The following is a 19,356-nucleotide window of genomic DNA, read 5'->3' as shown; positions in this document are numbered from 1 at the left end:
CGTTGGTAAGCCTTGATCAGCGTTGCTCAGCGTTTCCCGGGCGGTCCCCACGTTTGGGGCGGGATTGGCTTCCAGTCTACCGGTAGCGCCGACAGTGATGGGGGTTTGCCGGTACCTGAGTCCTCATGTGCCGCCCTCAACCGGTCTCTTCCGGGTCCCCATATACGGAGCGGGGCTCCAAGAGGCTCACAGCGGCACTCAGCGCTTCGGGGTGTCAACCCTTTGCTACTTGGGAGTCAGGTAGCCCGCGCGAGGGCACGCACAACCGCGCACAGGCGTGCGAACGGGACGCCTCCCGCCCAGCTCACGTGATGTACGTCACCCGTAGGTATCGCCGGGGCCGGTGCTGCCCGGGGCCCTCAAGGGGCCGTAGCGGCGCTCGGGGCCACCGGGACCCAGCACCTTGATCGCCCGGACCGTGCCGTGCCCGAGATCCTCGTTCAGCCGCGCCACCAGCTGCGGCGCGAGCAGCCGCAGATTGGTCGCCCAAGCCGTCGAGTCGCAGCGTACGACCAGCACCCGCTCGTCCTCGTCGTACGTCACCGGCACACAGTGCTTCGCCAGATCCGGGCCCACGATCTGCGGCCAGCGGCCCATCACACCGCCCACCGCGGCCGGCGTCTCCCAGCCGCGCTCGGTGATCAGCCGGTTGATGGCGGCGCCGAGCGCCATGGGGTCACGGCCGTCGGCGCGCGCACCGGAGCGCAGACCGCCACCGCGGCGCGCCTGCTTCTTCTGCTGCTGCGCGTCCCCACGCGCGCGTGCCTGCTCCTTGGCCGCCCTGAGCGCCACGCGCGCCAGGTCGACACCGGACGGCTCGGGGGACTTCTTCGGCTCCTCGGCGGTCATACGCGCTCCACCGTCCCCTCGGACACGGCGTACCGCGCCCCCGCCAGCACATGCGGCACATCGTCGTCGACCGCCGCCGTCACCAGCACCTGCTCCCCGGGCGCGACCAGCTCGGCCAGCCGCTCCCGGCGCCGGGTGTCCAGCTCGGCGAACACATCGTCGAGCACCAGCACCGGCTCATTGCCCTCGGCACGCAGCAGGTCGTACGAGGCGAGCCGCAGCGCCAGCGCGTACGACCAGGACTCGCCGTGTGAGGCGTACCCCTTGGCGGGCAACTGCCCGAGCTTGAGCAGCAGATCGTCCCGATGCGGCCCTACGAGGGTGACGCCCCGCTCGATCTCCTGCTTCCGGGCATCCTCCAGCGCGGCCGTCAGCTGCCCGTACAGATCCTCGCGCGTGTGCGCCTCACCGGGCGCGGACGGCTTGTACTCCAGCGCCAGCGGGCCGCCGCCGGGTGCGAGTTGCTCGTAGGCCTTGTCCGCCAGCGGCTGGAGCGTGGCGATCAGGTCCAGGCGCTGGGCGAGCAGTTCGGCGCCCGCGCGCGCGAGGTGCTGGTCCCAGACGTCGAGAGTGGACAGGTCCATCGAGCGGCCACCGTGCCTACGGGCCAGCGCGGCCGTCTTCAGCAGGGTGTTGCGCTGCTTGAGGACCCGGTCGTAGTCGGAGCGCACGCCCGCCATGCGCGGGGAGCGCGCGGTGATCAGCTCGTCCAGGAACCGGCGGCGCTCGCCGGGGTCGCCCTTGACCAGGGCCAGGTCCTCCGGCGCGAACAGCACCGTCCGCACGATCCCCAGGATGTCCCGCGGTCTGACCTGCGAGGACCTGTTGATCCGGGCGCGGTTGGACTTGCCCGGGTTCAGTTCCAGCTCCACCAGCTGCTGCCGCTCGCCCTGGCGGACCTGCGCCCGGATCACCGCGCGGTCGGCGCCCATGCGCACCAGCGGGGCGTCGGAGGCGACGCGATGGCTGCCAAGGGTGGCGAGATAGCCGACGGCCTCGACGAGATTGGTCTTGCCCTGGCCATTGGGGCCCACGAAGGCGGTGACGCCCGGGTCGAGCGGAACTTCGACCCGGGCGTACGAGCGGAAGTCGGCCAGCGACAGATGCGTGACGTGCATGGTTGTTTCGCCGACCTCCCCCAGTGTCCGGGTGCTTACTTCTTCTCGACCGCGTGACCGCCGAACTGGTTCCGCAGCGCCGCGATCATCTTCATCTGCGGAGAGTCGTCCTGACGGGACGCGAACCGCGCGAACAGCGACGCCGTGATCGCCGGGAGCGGTACGGCGTTGTCGATGGCGGCTTCCACAGTCCAGCGGCCCTCGCCGGAGTCCTGTGCATAACCGCGCAGCTTGTCCAGGTGCTCGTCCTCGTCGAGGGCGTTGACCGCCAGGTCCAGCAGCCAGGAACGGATGACCGTGCCCTCCTGCCAGGAGCGGAAGACCTCCCGGACGTCCGTCACCGAGTCGACCTTCTCCAGCAGCTCCCAGCCCTCGGCGTAGGCCTGCATCATGGCGTACTCGATGCCGTTGTGGACCATCTTCGCGAAGTGCCCCGCGCCGACCTTGCCCGCGTGCACCGAGCCGAAGTCGCCCTCGGGCTTGAGCGCGTCGAAGACCGGCTGCACCTTGGCGACGTTCTCCGCGTCGCCGCCGTACATCAGCGCGTAGCCGTTCTCCAGGCCCCAGACGCCGCCGGAGACACCGCAGTCCACGAAGCCGATGCCCTTGGCGGCCAGCTCCTCGGCGTGCTTCTCGTCGTCCGTCCAGCGCGAGTTCCCGCCGTCCACGACGACGTCACCGGGCTCCAGCAGCTCGGCGAGCTCGTCGACGGTCGACTGGGTGGCGGCACCGGCCGGGACCATCACCCAGACCACGCGCGGGCCCTTGAGCTTGCCCACAAGCTCTTCCAGGCTGTGGACATCCGCGAGGTCCGGGTTGCGGTCGTATCCGACGACGGTGTGGCCCGCGCGGCGGATCCGCTCGCGCATGTTGCCACCCATCTTGCCGAGGCCGACGAGACCGAGCTCCATCAGTTGTTCCTTAAGTTGCTGTGGCGTGAGTGGCACCGTGGTACCTACGTCCGAGCCTAAACCCGGACGGTCACGCACACCTGTGGGCATACGCGCTCAAACGTATGCCCCGACCTGCGGTGTTGCCGCTCAGCCGCTGAGGCGGACCGGCATGATCAGGTACTTGTAGGCTTCGTCCGCCTCGGCGTCCAGCGCGGGCTTGCCGCTCAGCAGCGCCGGCTTGGTGGACGTGGTGAACGACAGCTGGGCCACCGGGGAGTCGATCGCGCTCAGGCCGTCCAGCAGGAAGGTCGGGTTGAAGGCGATCGAGATGTCGTCGCCCTCCAGCTGCGCGTCCACACGCTCCACAGCCTGTGCGTCGTCGCTGGAACCGGCCTCCAGGATCAGCACACCCTGCTCGAAGCTCAGCCGCACCGGCGTGTTCCGCTCCGCCACCAGCGCCACACGCTTCACGGCCTCCACGAAGGGCGCCGTCTCGATCACCGCGACCGAGTTGAACTCGGTCGGGAAGAGCGTCCGGTACTTCGGCAGATCACCTTCGAGCAGCCGGGTCGTCGTACGCCGCCCCGCGCCCTCGAAACCGATCAGACCCTCACCGGCACCGGACCCGGACAGCGCCAGCGTCACGCTGTCACCGCTGGTCAGCGCCTTGGCGGTGTCCAGCAGCGTCTTCGCGGGCACCAGGGCCACCGCGGAGGCCTCCGGGTTCTCCGGCTTCCACAGGAACTCACGGACCGCGAAGCGGTACCGGTCGGTGGAGGCCAGGGTGACCCGGTCGCCCTCGATCTCGATGCGCACACCCGTGAGCACCGGCAGGGTGTCGTCCCGGCCCGCGGCGATCGCGACCTGGGAGGCGGCGGAGGCGAAGACCTCACCGGGAACCGTGCCGGTCGCCGAAGGCATCTGCGGCAGCGCCGGGTACTCCTCCACAGGCAGGGTGTGGAGTGTGAATCGCGAGGAACCGCAGACCACGCTCGCCCGTACACCGTCTGTGGAAATCTCCACCGGCCGGTTGGGCAGCGCGCGGCAGATGTCGGCGAGCAGCCGGCCGGAGACGAGGACCGTGCCCTCCTCCTCGACCTCGGCGTCCACCGAGACCCGCGCGGAGACCTCGTAGTCGAAGCCGGACAGGCTCAGCTGACCGTCCTCGGCCTTCAGCAGCAGGCCGGCGAGGACAGGCGCCGGCGGGCGGGCCGGGAGGCTGCGCGCCGCCCAGGCCACGGCCTCCGCGAGTACGTCGCGTTCCACCCGGATCTTCACTGTTGCCGCCTCCTGCTGTTGCCGGCGCTTCTCGCCCTGCCTGGCTTCGTCGTCTGTCTCGGTGTCGTCTGTCCCTGTGAGGGGAAGGCCACCGGGGAACAGTCTGACGCACGGCACTGACAGTAGGTGCCGCTCGGGGTCAAGTCGTGACGAGGGGCAGCCGGGAGCCGGACGGCGAGTTGTGCACAGGGCCCCCTTCGAAACGAAATCCCAGCTCTCTCTAGTTGGGAGTAGTAGTAGGGGCTGTGGAAACCGTGGATAACCTCGTTTGCCCAGCTCAGGGCGGGAATTTTATCCACCGGCCCTGTGGGCGGAGGCAGTGGACAACCTGGTGTTTCTGTGGAGAACAGAAAGTTCTGCACACTCCATGCACAGGCTGAGGTGAGTTGTCCCCAGCGGCGTCCCCAGCTTTACCCATGTTTCCCACAGCCCAAGCCGGCACCTTTGTGTGACGCCTTTCACTCGACTCGGTGAGAAGGCGCGTCACGTTGCCGAACAGTGGACAGTGATGTGGAGAAGCTGGGGATCGCTGGGGACAACTCCCCCCAGCCTGTGGGTTGTCGGTGGACAACTTTCTGCACAGCCTGTGGATCAGTTCGTTGTCCACAACCTGTGGAGATCCTTCGTCCACGAATCCACAGGCGGCTGAGCTGGGCTGATGGTCTTTCAACAGCACAGCCTGTGGACACTATCTGGACAACTCGGCAGTCCCCAGGATGTGGACGGAAGAAAGTCCCCGAATCTGTGGAGAGTGGCCGTAACCCGGCGAGTAATCGAACACCGGGCGGCGTCGGCCGGCGCCGCGGCGATGCCCCACAACCGCCCCCGCATGACGAAGGGCGCCCCCGGATCGACTCCGGAGGGCGCCCTGGACGCCGTGCAGAAGCGGCTGTCAGCCGTTCTTGATGCGGTTGGTGAGCTCGGTGACCTGGTTGTAGATGGAGCGCCGCTCGGCCATCAGATTGCGGATCTTGCGGTCGGCGTGCATGACCGTGGTGTGGTCGCGGCCGCCGAAGAGGGCGCCGATCTTCGGCAGGGAGAGGTCCGTCAGCTCACGGCAGAGGTACATGGCGATCTGGCGGGCCGTCACCAGCGCCCGCCCGCGCGAGGTGCCGCACAGGTCCTCGACGGTGAGGCCGAAGTAGTCGGCGGTGGCGCTCATGATGGCCGTGGAGGTGATCTCCGGGGCCGAGTCGTCGCCGCCCGGGATCAGGTCCTTGAGGACGATCTCCGTCAGGCCCAGGTCCACCGGCTGCCGGTTGAGCGAGGCGAACGCCGTCACCCGGATCAGCGCGCCCTCCAGCTCGCGGATGTTGCGCGAGATCCGGGAGGCGATGAACTCCAGCACCTCCGGCGGGGCGTTGAGCTGCTCCTGCACCGCCTTCTTGCGCAGGATCGCGATCCGCGTCTCCAGCTCGGGCGGCTGGACGTCGGTGATCAGTCCCCACTCGAACCGGTTGCGCAGCCGGTCCTCCAGCGTGACCAGCTGCTTGGGCGGCCGGTCGCTGGAGAGCACGATCTGCTTGTTGGCGTTGTGGAGGGTGTTGAAGGTGTGGAAGAACTCCTCCTGCGTCGACTCCTTGTCCGCGAGGAACTGGATGTCGTCGACGAGCAGGATGTCCATCTCGCGGTACCGCTTGCGGAAGCTGTCGCCCTTGCCGTCGCGGATGGAGTTGATGAACTCGTTGGTGAACTCCTCCGAGCTCACGTAGCGCACGCGCGTGCCGGGGTAGAGGCTCCGCGCGTAGTGCCCGATCGCGTGCAGCAGGTGCGTCTTGCCGAGTCCGGACTCCCCATAGATGAAGAGGGGGTTGTACGCCTTCGCGGGCGCCTCGGCGACGGCGACCGCGGCCGCGTGGGCGAAACGGTTCGACGCTCCGATCACGAAGGTGTCGAAGAGGTACTTCGGGTTCAGGCGCGCGGTCGGTTCGCCCGGTCCGGTGGCGGGCGCGGGCTGCGCGGCCAGGGGGCCGGGGGCGCCGCTGGAGGAGGGCAGCGAGGGGGCGGCCGGTCCGCCGCGGTGGGCGGGGCCGGGGCCGCCGGGGCCCGGGCCGGTGGCGGACTCGGGCAGCTCTCGGCGGGCGTCGCGCTGGTCGTAGTCGGAGCGGCCCTGGTCGTAGTCGCCGCGCGGCTTGTCGTAGTCCGGGCGCGGGCTGTCGTAGTCGCCGCGCTGGCCGTCGTAAGAGGGGCGGTCCATGGCTTGCGGGCGGTAGTCCTGCGGCGGCTGGCCGTAGGTGTCCTGGCCGTAGGTGTCCTGGGGGCTCGCGTAGGGGTCGCGCTCGGGGAAGCCGAGGCGCTGCTGCTGCCAGCTGTACTCGTCCTGCTGCGGGCGCGGCCAGGCGCCGGGTTCGGGGCGCTGGTACTCGCCGGGGTAGGCGGGCCGGGCGGTGGGGAGCTGGTCGCCCTGGTCGGGCCGGGAGGGGTAGGCGTCGCCGTCGGCGCCGCGGTGGCGGCCGTAGCTCTCGTACTGGCCGGAGGGGAGTTCGGGCTCCTCGTAGCGCGGCTGGGGGCGGGAGGCGGGTGCCGGCGGGGCCGGGGGCTCGCCGGCGGAGTCGTCGACGGTGATCGCGATCCGGATCGGGCGGCCGCATTCGCGGCTCAGGGTCTCGCTGACGATCGGGGCGAGCCGGCCTTCCAGTACGCCCTTCGCAAACTCGTTCGGTACGGCGAGCAGGGCGGTGTCCGCGACGAGCGCCAGCGGCTGGCAGCGGCGGATCCAGTGCTCGTCCTTCGCCTCGACACCCTGGCCGCGGCCCTCGCCGAGGAGCTGCTCGAGTACTCGTGGCCACACTGCGGCAAGATCGGCAGGTACGTCAGCCACAGGGCACGCTCTCTCACGGGTCCCACGAACGTGTGATGGTGGGACGGGTCGGGATTCAAATCGGGTGGGACGGGCGAATCGGAGTTCAGCCACGGTAGTCAGGGCGACGGGTGCGGTTCAAGTTGTTGTCCCCAGGCTGTGGATAGTGTCTCCCGGTGACCCCTGGTTTGACCGGATGGCGTAGCCCCGCGTACCGTAACCAGGTCGAGTTGTCGATGGCTGCTGCCGCCTGCCTCCGATGGGCACAAGATCACGTCCCCGCCACGGCGGGGGTGAACCGGTGATCGGGAAGCGGTGCACTCGGGCGTAACTGCGAGCTACTCGTGGGCGCACGGTGACAGCCAGGACGGCACCCGCCACCACCGATTTGATTTCTGGAGCCCCCGAGTGAGCAAGCGCACCTTCCAGCCGAACAACCGTCGTCGCGCGAAGACCCACGGCTTCCGCCTGCGGATGCGCACCCGTGCCGGCCGCGCGATTCTCGCGAACCGTCGTGCCAAGGGTCGCGCGAGCCTGTCCGCCTGATCCCGGTCAGGTCATGCCGTCGTGCTGCCCACCGAGAACCGGCTGAGGCGGCGCGAGGACTTCGCGACCGCGGTACGACGAGGACGCCGGGCCGGACGCCCGACTCTCGTCGTCCACCTTCGTAGCGGTGCCACGGACCCGCACGCGCCTGGGGAGAGCGCTCCCCCGACGCGTGCGGGTTTCGTTGTCAGCAAGGCTGTCGGTGGTGCGGTCGTGCGCAACAAGGTGAAGCGCAAGCTTCGCCATCTGGTGCGCGATCGAGTCGACGTCTTTCCCCCCGGTAGCCTGGTAGTCGTACGAGCGCTGCCCGGTGCGGGTGACGCCGACCATGCACAGCTGGCCCGAGACCTGGATGCCGCTCTGCAGCGGCTGCTGGGAGGGGGCGCGCGATGAAGTACCCGCTGCTGGCTCTGATCAAGATCTACCAGTGGACCATCAGCCCGTTGCTCGGGCCGGTGTGCAAGTACTACCCATCGTGTTCCCACTACGGCTACACAGCCATCGACCGGCACGGTGCGATCAAGGGCACGGCGCTCACGGCCTGGCGCATCCTGCGCTGCAATCCGTGGTCGCTGGGCGGTGTGGATCATGTCCCGCCGCGCAAGCGCCCGCGATGGCACGAGCTGCTGCGGGGCGCATGGCGCGCACGCAAGGGCGGGCCCTCCGCCGCCGAATCGGCCACCGAAGGCACTGTGTCTTCGAGCCCGGCCGCAGAGACCCCGTCCCATGCCCAAGGAGCATGATTAGTGGACACGATTGCCAGCCTCTTCAGCTTCATCACGACACCAGTCTCCTGGGTCATCGTCCAGTTCCACACGGTGTACGGCGCCATCTTCGGCGATGACACCGGGTGGGCCTGGGGCCTGTCCATCGTGTCCTTGGTGATCCTGATTCGTATCTGCCTGATCCCGCTCTTCGTGAAGCAGATCAAGGCGACCCGGGCCATGCAGACGCTCCAGCCCGAGATGAAGAAGATCCAGGAGCGCTACAAGAACGACAAGCAGCGTCAGTCCGAAGAGATGATGAAGCTGTACAAGGAGACGGGCACCAACCCGCTCTCCTCGTGCCTTCCCATCCTGGCGCAGTCGCCGTTCTTCTTCGCCCTGTACCACGTGCTCAACAGCATCGCGAACAACGAGAAGGTCGGCGTCATCAACGACCGGCTGCTGGAGAGCGCGCAGCAGGCGCACATCTTCGGCGCGCCGCTCGCGTCGAAGTTCACGGACAGCGCGGCCAAGGTCGAGGCGCTCGGTTCCACGATCACCGACGTCCGTGTCGTCACCGCGATCATGATCATCCTGATGTCGGCGTCGCAGTTCTACACGCAGCGCCAGCTGATGACGAAGAACGTCGACACCACGGTGAAGACGCCGTTCATGCAGCAGCAGAAGATGCTGATGTACATCTTCCCGGTCATGTTCGCCGTCTTCGGCATCAACTTCCCGGTCGGTGTCCTCGTCTACTGGCTGACCACCAACGTGTGGACCATGGGCCAGCAGATGTACGTCATCCGCAACAACCCGACCCCGGGGTCCAAGGCTCAGGCCGCCTACCTGGAGCGCCTGACCAAGCACGTCACGCACCAGGGCAAGGTCCGTCGGCGTGGTGAGCGCAACATCATCAAGGCGATCGTCGCCAAGGGCCGTGACCGCAACGAGTACGAGCGCAAGTTCATCAACGGCCTGAACAAGGCGGGTCTCGCCGCGCAGACGGACGGCACTGTGGTGAAGGGCGAGACGCCCGCCGCCGTCGCGACCGAGGACGGCACGCCCACGGCGGTTCCCAGGCGCCAGCAGCCCAAGCGGCAGAGCAAGTCCCAGCGGCAGTCCGGCGCTACGAAGGCGGCCGGTGAGCCGGAGGCGAAGTCCGATGCCACGTCCGACGCCAAGACGTCGCTGAGCAAGGACGACGCCCCGGTGGACGCCAAGCCCTCCGCCGCGAAGAAGTCCGGCGCCGGTACCCGCAGCAAGGCCCAGTCCGGACAGCGCAAGGGTCCGCAGCGGCCCAAGTCCCCGTCCAAGAAGTAAGAAGGAGTCCATCCCGTGACGGAAGGCACCACCTCCGCCGCTGCCGAGGGTGCAGACACCCTGACCCGCCTGGAGCAGGAGGGCGAGATCGCGGCGGACTACCTCGAAGGTCTGCTCGACATCGCCGATCTCGACGGCGACATCGACATGGACGTCGAGGCCGACCGCGCCGCTGTCTCGATCATCAGCGACTCGGGCGGCCGTGACCTCCAGAAGCTGGTCGGCCGTGACGGTGAGGTGCTGGAGGCGCTCCAGGAGCTCACGCGCCTGGCCGTGCACCGGGAGACCGGCGACCGCAGCCGGCTGATGCTGGACATCGCCGGTTACCGCGCCAAGAAGCGTGCCGAGCTCTCGGAGCTCGGCGCCAAGGCCGCGGCGGACGTGAAGAACACCGGTGAGCCGGTGAAGCTGAAGCCGATGACCCCGTTCGAGCGCAAGGTCGTGCACGACGCGGTCAAGGCCGCGGGTCTGCGCAGCGAGTCCGAGGGCGAGGAGCCGCAGCGCTTCGTCGTCGTGCTGCCCGCCTGATCGGTCCGTACGTTCCTCCGGCCCCGTCTGCCCGGCAGGCGGGGCCGAACTTTGTCAGCCTGATAGTTCTGGTGGTTCTGGTGTCGGCGCCCGGGTGTGCCGACACAGTACGGAAGGACGGTCCCCCGTGACGGAGGCAGCGGAGCTTCCCCCCGCGCCCGAACAGGCGCGTGAGGTGTTCGGTGATCGCTTCTCGGACGCGGTCCGATACGCGGAGCTGCTCGCGGAGGCGGGCGTCCAGCGCGGTCTGATCGGGCCGCGCGAGGTGCCCCGGCTGTGGGAGCGGCATCTGCTGAACTGTGCCGTGCTCTCGGAGGTCGTACCCGAGGGGGTGACGGTGTGCGATGTCGGCTCCGGTGCGGGGCTGCCCGGCATTCCGCTGGCCCTGGTCCGGGAGGACCTGAAGATCACGTTGCTGGAGCCGCTGCTGCGGCGGACGACCTTCCTGACCGAAGTCGTCGAGCTGCTGGGCCTGGACCATGTGACGGTCGTCCGTGGCCGTGCCGAGGAGGTCATGGGCAAGCTCCAGCCGGTCCATGTGGTGACGGCACGCGCCGTGGCCCCGCTGGACCGGCTCGCCACCTGGGGCATCCCGCTGCTGCGTCCCTACGGCGAGATGCTCGCGCTGAAGGGCGACACCGCCGAGGAGGAGCTGAAGAGCTCGGCCACGGCACTGAGCAAGCTCGGCGCGGTGGGGACGTCCATCCTGCATGTCGGTGAGGGCGTCGTGGATCCGCTGTCGACGGTTGTGCGCGTGGAGGTCGGGGAGAGCCCCGGCGGTGTGCGCTTCGCGGCGAAGCGTGCGAAGGCGGCCCGGACGGGGCGGGCGCGTCGGCGACGCTGATCTGTCCTGCGGACGAGACGTACTCCACACAAGCTGCCAAACCTATGCATCTCGGAGTGTCGCGCGGTGATGGCCGGTGCCACTCGGCATCGTGTTTCACGTGAAACGTCGCTCACTGCTGCACGGCATCATCAGCCGTGGCCGCGCCGCGGCCGAACCGCGTGACCGGAAGCCTCTCGGGTCTCTCGGAGAGGTAACGGAGTTGTCCACAGAGGTGGATTTCTCCACAGAACGACAGGGCTCACTGGTTCACGACCCCGAAGGCATGGGAGGCTCTGTTCATTGCGAGCCTGAAGTCGAGGAGAGTGAATCCTTGCGGTCCGACGCCAACATCGCGGGACCGATGACCGATCCGGTCCCCGGTCCCCGTACCGAGTCGATGGGGGAGGATGTTTCACGTGAAACACCGCCCCCGATGGACGACACTCCCATCGGTCGTGCCGCCCAACTGGCGGTAGAGGCTCTCGGCCGTGCCGGGGAGGGTCTCCCACGACCCGAACAGACCCGGGTCATGGTGGTCGCCAACCAGAAGGGTGGCGTGGGCAAGACGACCACGACCGTCAACCTTGCCGCGTCGCTGGCGTTGCACGGCGCCCGTGTCCTGGTGATCGACCTCGACCCCCAGGGCAACGCGTCCACCGCCCTGGGCATCGACCATCACGCCGAGGTCCCGTCGATCTACGACGTGCTGGTCGAGAGCAGGCCGCTCGCGGAAGTCGTCCAGCCCGTTCCCGATGTCGAGGGTCTCTTCTGCGCCCCCGCCACGATCGATCTCGCCGGTGCGGAGATCGAGCTGGTGTCCCTGGTGGCCCGTGAGAGCCGGCTTCAGCGGGCCATTCAGGCCTATGAGCAGCCCCTGGACTACATCCTCATCGACTGCCCGCCCTCGCTCGGCCTGCTGACGGTCAACGCGCTGGTGGCCGGTCAGGAGGTCCTGATCCCGATCCAGTGCGAGTACTACGCGCTGGAGGGCCTGGGGCAGCTGCTGCGCAATGTCGACCTGGTGCGGGGTCACCTCAACCCGACCCTGCATGTATCGACGATCCTGCTCACCATGTACGACGGCCGGACGCGTCTGGCGTCCCAGGTCGCGGACGAGGTGCGCAGCCACTTCGGTGAGGAGGTGCTGCGGACGAGCATCCCCCGCTCGGTCCGTATCTCCGAGGCGCCGAGCTATGGACAGACGGTGCTGACGTACGATCCCGGATCCAGCGGTGCGCTGTCCTATCTTGAGGCGGCACGAGAAATCGCGCTGAGGGGTGTCGGCGTCAGCTACGACGCGACGCACGCCCACATCGGCGCCCAGAGCGACCCGAGCATGGTGGAGGGGATCCAGTGAGCGAGCGACGGAGGATTGGTCTGGGCCGTGGCCTGGGCGCGCTGATCCCTGGTCCGGCGGACAGTACGGCGGCTCCGGCCGCGGCGGGAGGTGCCCCGGCCGCGTCGCCGGCGGCGGTGCCCGTGCTGACCACCGAGCGTGGCGTGGCCGCGGCGAAGGTGGCCGCCCTGCCGCCGGTTTCACATGAAACCGAGGAGCCGTCGCTGAACGGCGCGGCGGACGTGCCCCCGCCCCCCATGGGTGCTCACTTCGCCGAGATTCCCCTCGATTCCATCAGCCCCAACCCGCGCCAGCCGCGTGAGGTCTTCGACGAGGACGCGCTGCAGGAGCTCATCACCTCCATCCAGGAGGTCGGCCTCCTCCAGCCGGTCGTCGTACGTCAGTTGGGCCCCGGGCGCTACGAGCTCATCATGGGCGAGCGGCGCTGGCGGGCCTGCCGTGAGGCTGGCCTGGAAGCGATCCCGGCGATCGTGCGGGCCACGGACGACGAGAAGCTCCTCCTGGACGCGCTGCTGGAGAACCTGCACCGCGCCCAGCTGAACCCGCTGGAAGAGGCCGCCGCCTACGACCAGTTGCTGAAGGACTTCAACTGCACGCACGACCAGCTGGCGGACCGCATCGGCCGGTCCCGCCCGCAGGTCTCCAACACCCTGCGTCTGCTGAAGCTCTCGCCGAAGGTGCAGAACCGGGTGGCGGCAGGCGTCCTCTCCGCCGGGCACGCACGGGCGCTGCTCTCCGTGGAGGACCCCGAGGAGCAGGAGCGGCTGGCCTACCGGGTGGTGGCCGAGGGTCTCTCCGTCCGGTCCGTCGAGGAGATCGTCACCTTGATGGGCTCCCGGGCGCAGAAGGCGCCGAGGGCCAAGGGGCCGCGGGCCGGTGCCCGGGTCTCCCCGGCGCTGACCGACCTGGCGACCCGGCTCTCGGACCGCTTCGAGACACGGGTGAAGGTCGAGCTGGGCCAGAAGAAGGGCAAGATCACCGTCGAGTTCGCCTCGCCGGAGGATCTGGAGCGGATCCTGAACACCCTCGCCCCGGGCGAGCGGCTCGCTCTCCAGAAGAGCCTCATGGAGGACGGCGCGGAGGACTCTGAGGACTGACCTCGAGGGCCCTGTGCCGTTGGCCGACCGACAAAGGGCGGGCCGTGTCCGGTGAGTACCGGAACACGGCCCGCCCTTTGCTTTCTGGCGGTTCCGAGGCGATCGCATCGTGGATACGATGCGATCGGGTATGGCGCATCCACCTGGCGACACCTCTTAGGGGAGGCGGGGGCCATGCGAACGGTGAGCCGGACCGGACTGGTGAGCGCGGGCCTGGGTCTGGGCGCGGTCGGCGGATTCGTCGGCAGCCTGCTCAGGGAGAGGAACGCCCTGACAGCCGCCCGTGACGCAGCGGGCGAGGGAAGCGAGGATCAGCCTTCATGGGGCGTCGGCTCGTACCGCTCACGCTGGACAACCTTCAAGACCTTCCCCAGCGTTGCCGGACGTGTGTCTTCTGGGAACTGGATCCAGTCAGCGGCAAAGCCGCGGTAACCGCCGGCACTCCGGCGCTGGAGAAGGAATCCTGGATCTCCGCCGTCCTGCTGGACTGGGGGTCCTGCGGCCGGGTCGTCTACGTCGATGACGTCCCCGTGGGCTTCGTGCTGTACGCGCCTCCGGCCTACGTCCCCCGCTCGACCGCGTTTCCCACGAGCCCCGTCTCGCCCGATGCCGTGCAGCTGATGACGGCGTTCATCATGCCGGGGTACCAGGGGCAGGGGCTGGGGCGGGTGATGGTCCAGACGGTCGCCAAGGATCTGTTGCGGCGGGGCTTCAAGGCGATCGAGGCGTTCGGGGACGCGCGCTGGAAGGAGCCCGCGTGTGTGCTTCCCGCCGATCATCTGCTGGCGGTGGGCTTCAAGACGGTACGGCCCCATCCCACATACCCGAGGCTGAGGCTGGAGCTGCGCACGACGCTCTCCTGGAAGGAAGACGTGGAGATGGCGCTCGACCGGCTGCTGGGGGCCGTACAGAAGGAGCCAGTGCTGCGGCCTCTGTGATGCGCTCCCTCATGCGAATGGGCCAACCCCAAGGGGTTGGCCCATTCGTGTTTCACGTGAAACATCGCCTGCTCGGCGACGGAGTCCGCTACTCGGCGATGAAGTCCTCAAGGTCGCGGACGATCGCGGCCTTCGGCTTCGCGCCGACGATCGTCTTGGCGACCTCGCCGTTGTGGTAGACGTTCAGCGTCGGGATGGACATGACGCCGTACTTGGCGGCCGTACCCGGGTTCTCGTCGATGTTCAGCTTGACGATCTCGATCTTGTCGCCGTACTCGGCGGCAATGGCCTCAAGAGACGGCGCGATCTGGCGGCACGGACCGCACCAGGCGGCCCAGAAGTCCACCAGGACGGGCTTGTCGCTCTTGAGGACGTCCTGCTCGAAGGAGTCGTCGGTCACGTTCTTCAGGGTGCCGGCCACTGCGGGCTCCTTAACTGGTTGGTGCGTGGGGCGGGTGGGGTGTCAGACGGTCGTCTTCTCGGACGCGGCGTTCTCCTCGTCCGCGAGGGCGGCGAGGAAACGCTCGGCGTCGAGGGCGGCGGAGCAGCCGGTACCGGCCGCGGTGATCGCCTGGCGGTAGGTGTGGTCCACCACGTCGCCGGCGCCGAAGACACCGGTGAGGTTGGTGCGGGTGGACGGTGCTTCGACCTTGAGGTAGCCCTCCTCGTCCAGCTCCAGCTGGCCCTTGAAGAGTTCGGTGCGCGGGTCGTGGCCGATCGCGATGAACAGGCCGGTCACCGGAAGGTCGGAGAGCTCGCCGGTCTTGACGTTGCGCAGCTTCAGACCCGAGAGCTTCTGGTTGCCCTGGACCTCGGCGACCTCGCTGTCCCAGACGAACTTGATCTTCGGGTCGGCGAAGGCGCGGTCCTGCATGGCCTTGGAGGCGCGCAGGCTGTCGCGGCGGTGGACGATCGTCACGGACTTGGCGAAGCGCGAGAGGAAGGTGGCCTCCTCCATCGCGGTGTCGCCGCCGCCGATCACGGCGATGTCCTGGTCCTTGAAGAAGAACCCGTCACAGGTGGCGCACCAGGAGACACCGCGGCCGGACAGCGCGTCCTCGTTGGGGAGGCCGAGCTTGCGGTGCTGGGAGCCGGTGGTGACGATGACGGCCTTCGCGCGGTGGACGGTGCCCGCGGTGTCGGTGACGGTCTTGATCTCGCCGGAGAGGTCCACGGAGACGATGTCGTCCGGGATGAGCTCGGCGCCGAAGCGCTCGGCCTGGCCGCGCATGTTGTCCATGAGCTCGGGGCCCATGATGCCGTCCTGGAAGCCGGGGAAGTTCTCGACCTCGGTGGTGTTCATCAGCGCGCCACCGGCGGTGACGGCGCCCTCGAACACCAGCGGCTTCAGCGACGCGCGCGCGGTGTAGAGCGCCGCCGTGTAGCCGGCGGGCCCGGAGCCGATGATGATCACGTTACGGACGTCGCTCACGGCTTGATTCCTCGTCTCTGGACTGCGTCATAGGTCCGGCGGGAGCCCCTTTCAGAACTCTCACCCCACCCAACGGATCCTAAGGGGCGTGCATTCCCGCTGTGTCCGGGCACACGAAGGGGCGACACCGTAGCGCCTACCGAGCGGGACGGAGACGAAGCGTCCGCGGAGTGAGCAGGTGTTCAGGAGGTGCGGGTATAGGTGTGCTTCAGCAGCACCTCGGCCTTGCCCACGGACGGATCGCTCACGCAGGCGCTGTCCATGATGTAGGCGGTGACCCGGCTGGTGTCGTCGGCATCGGGCAGCACCACGAGCAGGGCATTGGTGCCCTGGTAGGTGCCCTCCTCGGTGGCGAGGGCGCCATCCTCGCGTCCGATGCCTTCCAGGACGCAGCCCGGAACCGTGGGCTGCTTGAAGACCTGAGGCTCCCGGGTTCCGGGAGCGGAGTTCATGCCCACGCTGCTCCGCGGACTGCGCTCCTCGCCCGTGGACTTCTGGGCGAGGAGATCGGAGACCTGCCGCTCCAGAGTGCTCGCGGCGAAGGTGTCCGAGGCATGGGCCTGGCCGCCGTCGCCCTCGGAGTCGGAGCTGTCGTTGAGGGAGGACAGCAGCACGGAACCGAGTCCCAGGGCGGCCACCGTGAAGACGGTGCCGAGGACGGCGACGCGTCGGCGCCCGCCGCGTCGGTGCTGCTTGCGGCCGGGGCCGGTGGTGGAAGAGCGGGCATGGCCCACGGGGCGGGCGGCGGTGCCCGATGTTTCACGTGAAACACGCGTGTGCGTGTCGTCGTCGGAGCGCTCGCCGGCGCTGACGCTCTTGACGGCCTCCGGCTCTGTTCCCTGCGGCTCTGTACCTGCGGGAGCCGTGGCGCTCAGCAGCGCCTCCGCGGCGAGGGCGGCGTCGATCCGTCCCGCGACATCGGCGGGCATCCTCGGTGGGCCCGGCAGGGTTCCGAGCAGTCCCTGGATCTCCTCCAGCGACGCGTAGACGTCCGCACACAGCTCGCACGCCTCCAGATGCCGACGTACGTCCGCGCCGCGGGACGCGGGCAGCAGGCCCTCGGTGAGGTCGGAGAGCTCGGTGACGTCCGGGTGCCCGGCCGTGTCTGTCGTCGACGTCACGCTCGCCCACCTCCGCCCTTCACAGCAGCTGAATCATTGGGCCCGGAGTCCCCGGGACCGGCTCCACGCGGACTCGCGCCCTGCGGACCCGCTGCCGGTGGGACGGATGTCCCCTCCGTGCGGTTCCGTCGCTCGCTCGCCTCCTTGCCGCCACCGGCGTTTTCCGGCCGCAGATGGGTGAGGAGCGGGAGCAGTCTGGCTCTGCCTCGCGCGCACCGGCTCTTCACCGTTCCGGTGGGCACATCGAGGAGCTGGGCCGCTTCGGCGACGGGGTACCCCTGCATGTCGACCAGGACGAGCGCGGCCCGCTGATCGGGCGGAAGCGTGCCGAGCGCCTCCAGCAACTGCCGGTGCAGATCATTGCGCTCGGCCGGAGCCGAAGCCGACTCATGCGGCTCCAGAAGCTGTTCCAGCCGCTCGGTGTCATCGACGGGGGACGTCTTCCGGGAGGCCGCCTTACGCGCCCGGTCGAGACAGGCGTTCACCGTGATCCGGTGCAGCCAGGTCGTGACGGCCGACTGGCCGCGGAAGGTATGGGCGGCCCGGTAAGCGGAGACCAGCGCGTCCTGAACGGCGTCAGCGGCCTCCTCGCGGTCGCCCAGCGTGCGCAGGGCGACGGCCCAGAGGCGGTCGCGGTGACGGCGCACGATCTCACCAAAGGCGTCCTTGTCACCCGAGACATGGCGCGCCAGAAGATCGGCGTCCGACAGATCGGCTCGGCTCGATCCGCTATCCACACATATCCCCCGACTCCCTAGGGGAGGCAACCGTGACGCTGTCAACCCGACTCGTAAGCCTGAGCGACAGAATGCCACACCGTGCCGGAACGGGTCGGCTCAGGACGTCAGCTGGTCACCTTGATGTCCATGACCCTGCCGCGCCACTTGCCGTCGTCCGCCTGTATGGGCAGCTCGGTCAGCCACACCAGCAGATACCGGGAGTTGAGGTCCTTGTCCGGCTTGAGCGTCACCGTCGTGCCCGAGCCCTCGGCGACCTTGCTGTAGCTCTCGAACGACGTCGGCATCACACCGTCGTCACCGGAAGCCGTGCGGAGCTCGACGGACGTACTGCCCATGAAGCTGACCGTCACGTTGCCGACCTGCTGGGACTTGCCGAGGTCGAGGATGAGGCCGACGCCGGACTTCAGATTTCCGAGGTTGGCGCCTTCGTAGTAGCTGGTCTGCCAGTACGACTTCGGGTCGCCGTCGTAGGCCTTGGGCACGTCGTCCGGGTACTCCGAACCGTCGCTGCCGTACGGGTCGAAGTCGTGGGCTTCCTGGATCGCGATGGGCTTGCCCGCCGCCGGCTTCTTCGGGCTGTTGTCGTCGCCGTCCGTCGTCTGCGTCTGGTTGGTCTCGTCGGACTTGTTGCCCTGGTCCATGAGCGCATCGGCCAGCTGCCAGCTGCCCAGCCCCAGGGCGGCGATGAGGAGGGCCGAGACGGCCCACTTCAGGGCTCGGCCGGTGCGGCTCTGGAGCGGGGGCGGCGGGGCGGCGATCGGCTGGGTGGCGTTGGGGTGCGGGGCCTGACGGCCGTACGTGCCCTGCTGGTACGTCGTGCGCTGGTACTCCGGGGGCGCGGTGAAGGCCGGCTCCGGCGGGCGGATGCGGGGCATCTCGCTGATCGCCTTCACCAGTTCCTCCGGCGTGGTGCACGCCGACTCATGGCGGGAGGCGGTCGCGCCGTCGTTGACCAGCGCGCGCATCGACAGCTCGGACAGGCCGCGATGGACACCGGCCCGCACCTGGTCGGGGGCGATCGGACCGATGTCCTTGGGCAGCCCGGACAGACCGTAGGCGTCGTTCTCGTACGGCCAGCGCTGGGTGAGCGCCGCGTACAGCAGCGCGCCGATCGACTCCGTGTCGGTGCGCTGGGGGGTGTCCGAACTGATGCCGCGCAGGGCGGCGTTGACGGCCAGTCCGCGGATCCGCCACTGCCCGGACGAGGTGCGCAGCACCGCGTTGGGGTTCAGCCGCAGGTGCGCGAGGCCCTCCCGGTGCGCGGCGGCCATGGCGGCGGCGATCTGGGAGACCATCTGGTAGCCGTCGTACGGCTCCAGCGGACCGGCGGACAGCAGGGTGGTCAGCTCGGTGGCGTCGGGCAGCCATTCGTGGACGACATAGACGACGTTGTCCTCCTCCACGGCGTCCAGCACCTGCACGAAGCGGGGGTCACCGAGAAGAGCGGAGGAACGGGCCGCGGCGAGGACGGAGCGAGCCCGTGAGTGGTCCGCGGGCAGGAGGTGGACGCCCACGGCGCGCCGCAGCTTCTCGTCCACCGCACGCCAACTGCTGAAGCCGTCCAGACGGGTGACGCACTCCTCCAGGCGGTACCGCCTGGCGAGCTTGTGACCGCTGTGCAGTTCGGGTGGTGAGGCCTTCTCGGAACCCTCGGTCCCGCCACTCCCCTGTGCCTCGTCGGTGTCCGTGTCCCGCTCCCGATTCGTGGCCACCCCGTCGGCCGTGGACTGGTCCGCCTGTGCGGTCAGCGGCTCATCGCCGCTGTTGTCTGCCACGTCGACGGCAGCCGTGCTCCGTTCCGCCACC

Annotated in this window: 19 protein-coding genes; 9 read left to right on the top strand and 10 right to left on the bottom strand. The window is 68.8% G+C overall.

The genetic code is table 11. From position 1 onward, the window contains the following. Positions 1 to 318 precede the first annotated feature (318 nt). From STRCI_RS20800 to dnaA, 5 genes are all read right to left on the bottom strand, one after another. Entirely contained in the window at positions 319 to 849 is a 531-nt protein-coding gene (locus tag STRCI_RS20800) for a DciA family protein (protein WP_015659247.1), read from the bottom strand. Beyond that, a complete protein-coding gene (gene recF / locus STRCI_RS20795; protein WP_269660456.1) occupies positions 846 to 1,967 on the bottom strand; it encodes a DNA replication/repair protein RecF in 1,122 nt (373 codons plus the stop codon). The genes STRCI_RS20800 and recF overlap by 4 nt, the downstream gene beginning before the upstream one ends. A 35-nt stretch (positions 1,968 to 2,002) precedes the next feature. After that, a complete protein-coding gene (gnd, locus tag STRCI_RS20790; RefSeq protein ID WP_269660455.1) occupies positions 2,003 to 2,878 on the bottom strand; it encodes a phosphogluconate dehydrogenase (NAD(+)-dependent, decarboxylating) in 876 nt (291 codons plus the stop codon). A 129-nt stretch (positions 2,879 to 3,007) separates the two neighbouring features. Next, positions 3,008 to 4,138, bottom strand: coding sequence for a DNA polymerase III subunit beta (dnaN, locus tag STRCI_RS20785; RefSeq protein WP_269660454.1), 1,131 nt, complete (start codon positions 4,136 to 4,138; stop codon positions 3,008 to 3,010). Positions 4,139 to 5,030: 892 nt separating this feature from the next. Then, positions 5,031 to 6,959, bottom strand: a complete 1,929-nt coding sequence (gene dnaA / locus STRCI_RS20780; RefSeq protein WP_269660453.1) for a chromosomal replication initiator protein DnaA — start codon at positions 6,957 to 6,959, stop codon at positions 5,031 to 5,033. A gap of 387 nt (positions 6,960 to 7,346) precedes the next feature. On the opposite strand from dnaA, the gene rpmH reads away from it, so the two are divergent. From rpmH to STRCI_RS20735, 9 genes are all read left to right on the top strand, one after another. Next, positions 7,347 to 7,484 carry a 50S ribosomal protein L34 gene (rpmH, locus tag STRCI_RS20775; protein WP_015659252.1) on the top strand — a complete coding sequence of 46 codons (138 nt, stop codon included), beginning with the start codon at positions 7,347 to 7,349 and terminating at the stop codon, positions 7,482 to 7,484. 21 nt (positions 7,485 to 7,505) lie between these two features. Continuing rightward, positions 7,506 to 7,877 carry a ribonuclease P protein component gene (gene rnpA / locus STRCI_RS20770; protein ID WP_269660452.1) on the top strand — a complete coding sequence of 124 codons (372 nt, stop codon included), beginning with the start codon at positions 7,506 to 7,508 and terminating at the stop codon, positions 7,875 to 7,877. After that, positions 7,874 to 8,227, top strand: a complete 354-nt coding sequence (yidD, locus tag STRCI_RS20765; protein ID WP_269660451.1) for a membrane protein insertion efficiency factor YidD — start codon at positions 7,874 to 7,876, stop codon at positions 8,225 to 8,227. Before rnpA ends, yidD begins: the two co-directional genes overlap by 4 nt. Positions 8,228 to 8,230: 3 nt before the next feature. Beyond that, entirely contained in the window at positions 8,231 to 9,511 is a 1,281-nt protein-coding gene (gene yidC / locus STRCI_RS20760) for a membrane protein insertase YidC (RefSeq protein ID WP_269660450.1), read from the top strand. A 15-nt stretch (positions 9,512 to 9,526) separates the two neighbouring features. Further along, the gene (locus tag STRCI_RS20755) at positions 9,527 to 10,039 is read left to right on the top strand and encodes a Jag family protein (protein ID WP_015659255.1); all 513 of its coding nucleotides are present in this window, start codon (positions 9,527 to 9,529) and stop codon (positions 10,037 to 10,039) included. A 127-nt stretch (positions 10,040 to 10,166) separates the two neighbouring features. After that, a complete protein-coding gene (gene rsmG, locus STRCI_RS20750; RefSeq protein WP_269660449.1) occupies positions 10,167 to 10,883 on the top strand; it encodes a 16S rRNA (guanine(527)-N(7))-methyltransferase RsmG in 717 nt (238 codons plus the stop codon). Positions 10,884 to 11,148: 265 nt separating this feature from the next. After that, a complete protein-coding gene (locus tag STRCI_RS20745; protein ID WP_269660448.1) occupies positions 11,149 to 12,222 on the top strand; it encodes a ParA family protein in 1,074 nt (357 codons plus the stop codon). Then, complete coding sequence (locus STRCI_RS20740; protein WP_269660447.1) at positions 12,219 to 13,319, top strand: ParB/RepB/Spo0J family partition protein; 1,101 nt, start codon at positions 12,219 to 12,221, stop codon at positions 13,317 to 13,319. The genes STRCI_RS20745 and STRCI_RS20740 overlap by 4 nt, the downstream gene beginning before the upstream one ends. Before the next feature lie 320 nt (positions 13,320 to 13,639). Further along, on the top strand, positions 13,640 to 14,257 hold the full coding sequence (locus STRCI_RS20735) for a GNAT family N-acetyltransferase (protein WP_269660446.1): 618 nt from the start codon (positions 13,640 to 13,642) through the stop codon (positions 14,255 to 14,257). Between the two features lie 88 nt (positions 14,258 to 14,345). Here the strand turns inward: STRCI_RS20735 and trxA are convergent, their stop codons facing one another. From trxA to STRCI_RS20710, 5 genes are all read right to left on the bottom strand, one after another. Beyond that, positions 14,346 to 14,678: a thioredoxin gene (trxA, locus tag STRCI_RS20730; RefSeq protein ID WP_062707865.1), complete on the bottom strand. Its 333-nt coding sequence runs from the start codon at positions 14,676 to 14,678 to the stop codon at positions 14,346 to 14,348. A 42-nt stretch (positions 14,679 to 14,720) separates the two neighbouring features. Next, positions 14,721 to 15,689 (bottom strand): thioredoxin-disulfide reductase, encoded by a 969-nt coding sequence (gene trxB / locus STRCI_RS20725; protein ID WP_269660445.1) that lies wholly within the window; start codon positions 15,687 to 15,689, stop codon positions 14,721 to 14,723. A 182-nt stretch (positions 15,690 to 15,871) separates the two neighbouring features. Continuing rightward, positions 15,872 to 16,810, bottom strand: coding sequence for an anti-sigma factor (locus tag STRCI_RS20720; protein ID WP_269660444.1), 939 nt, complete (start codon positions 16,808 to 16,810; stop codon positions 15,872 to 15,874). After that, a complete protein-coding gene (gene sigM / locus STRCI_RS20715; protein WP_269660443.1) occupies positions 16,807 to 17,547 on the bottom strand; it encodes an RNA polymerase sigma factor SigM in 741 nt (246 codons plus the stop codon). Before sigM ends, STRCI_RS20720 begins: the two co-directional genes overlap by 4 nt. Before the next feature lie 107 nt (positions 17,548 to 17,654). Further along, positions 17,655 to 19,355, bottom strand: coding sequence for a protein kinase family protein (locus STRCI_RS20710; RefSeq protein WP_269660442.1), 1,701 nt, complete (start codon positions 19,353 to 19,355; stop codon positions 17,655 to 17,657). Between the last annotated feature and the right edge of the window lies 1 nt (position 19,356).

The sequence above is a fragment of the Streptomyces cinnabarinus genome (assembly GCF_027270315.1).
GTDB classification, from domain to species: domain Bacteria; phylum Actinomycetota; class Actinomycetes; order Streptomycetales; family Streptomycetaceae; genus Streptomyces; species Streptomyces cinnabarinus.
Note: the sequence above shows the minus strand (reverse complement) of the source record. Positions and strands in the feature narration are given on the sequence as shown.

What these genes read in the sequence shown, in the direction of transcription:
- STRCI_RS20800 (WP_015659247.1), bottom strand. Translation starts at nt 849, where the DNA reads ATGACCGCCGAGGAGCCGAAGAAGTCCCCCGAGCCGTCCGGTGTCGAC.
- recF (WP_269660456.1), bottom strand. Translation starts at nt 1,967, where the DNA reads ATGCACGTCACGCATCTGTCGCTGGCCGACTTCCGCTCGTACGCCCGG.
- gnd (WP_269660455.1), bottom strand. Translation starts at nt 2,878, where the DNA reads ATGGAGCTCGGTCTCGTCGGCCTCGGCAAGATGGGTGGCAACATGCGC.
- yidD (WP_269660451.1), top strand. Translation starts at nt 7,874, where the DNA reads ATGAAGTACCCGCTGCTGGCTCTGATCAAGATCTACCAGTGGACCATC.
- STRCI_RS20745 (WP_269660448.1), top strand. Translation starts at nt 11,149, where the DNA reads ATGGGAGGCTCTGTTCATTGCGAGCCTGAAGTCGAGGAGAGTGAATCC.
- STRCI_RS20735 (WP_269660446.1), top strand. Translation starts at nt 13,640, where the DNA reads ATGGGGCGTCGGCTCGTACCGCTCACGCTGGACAACCTTCAAGACCTT.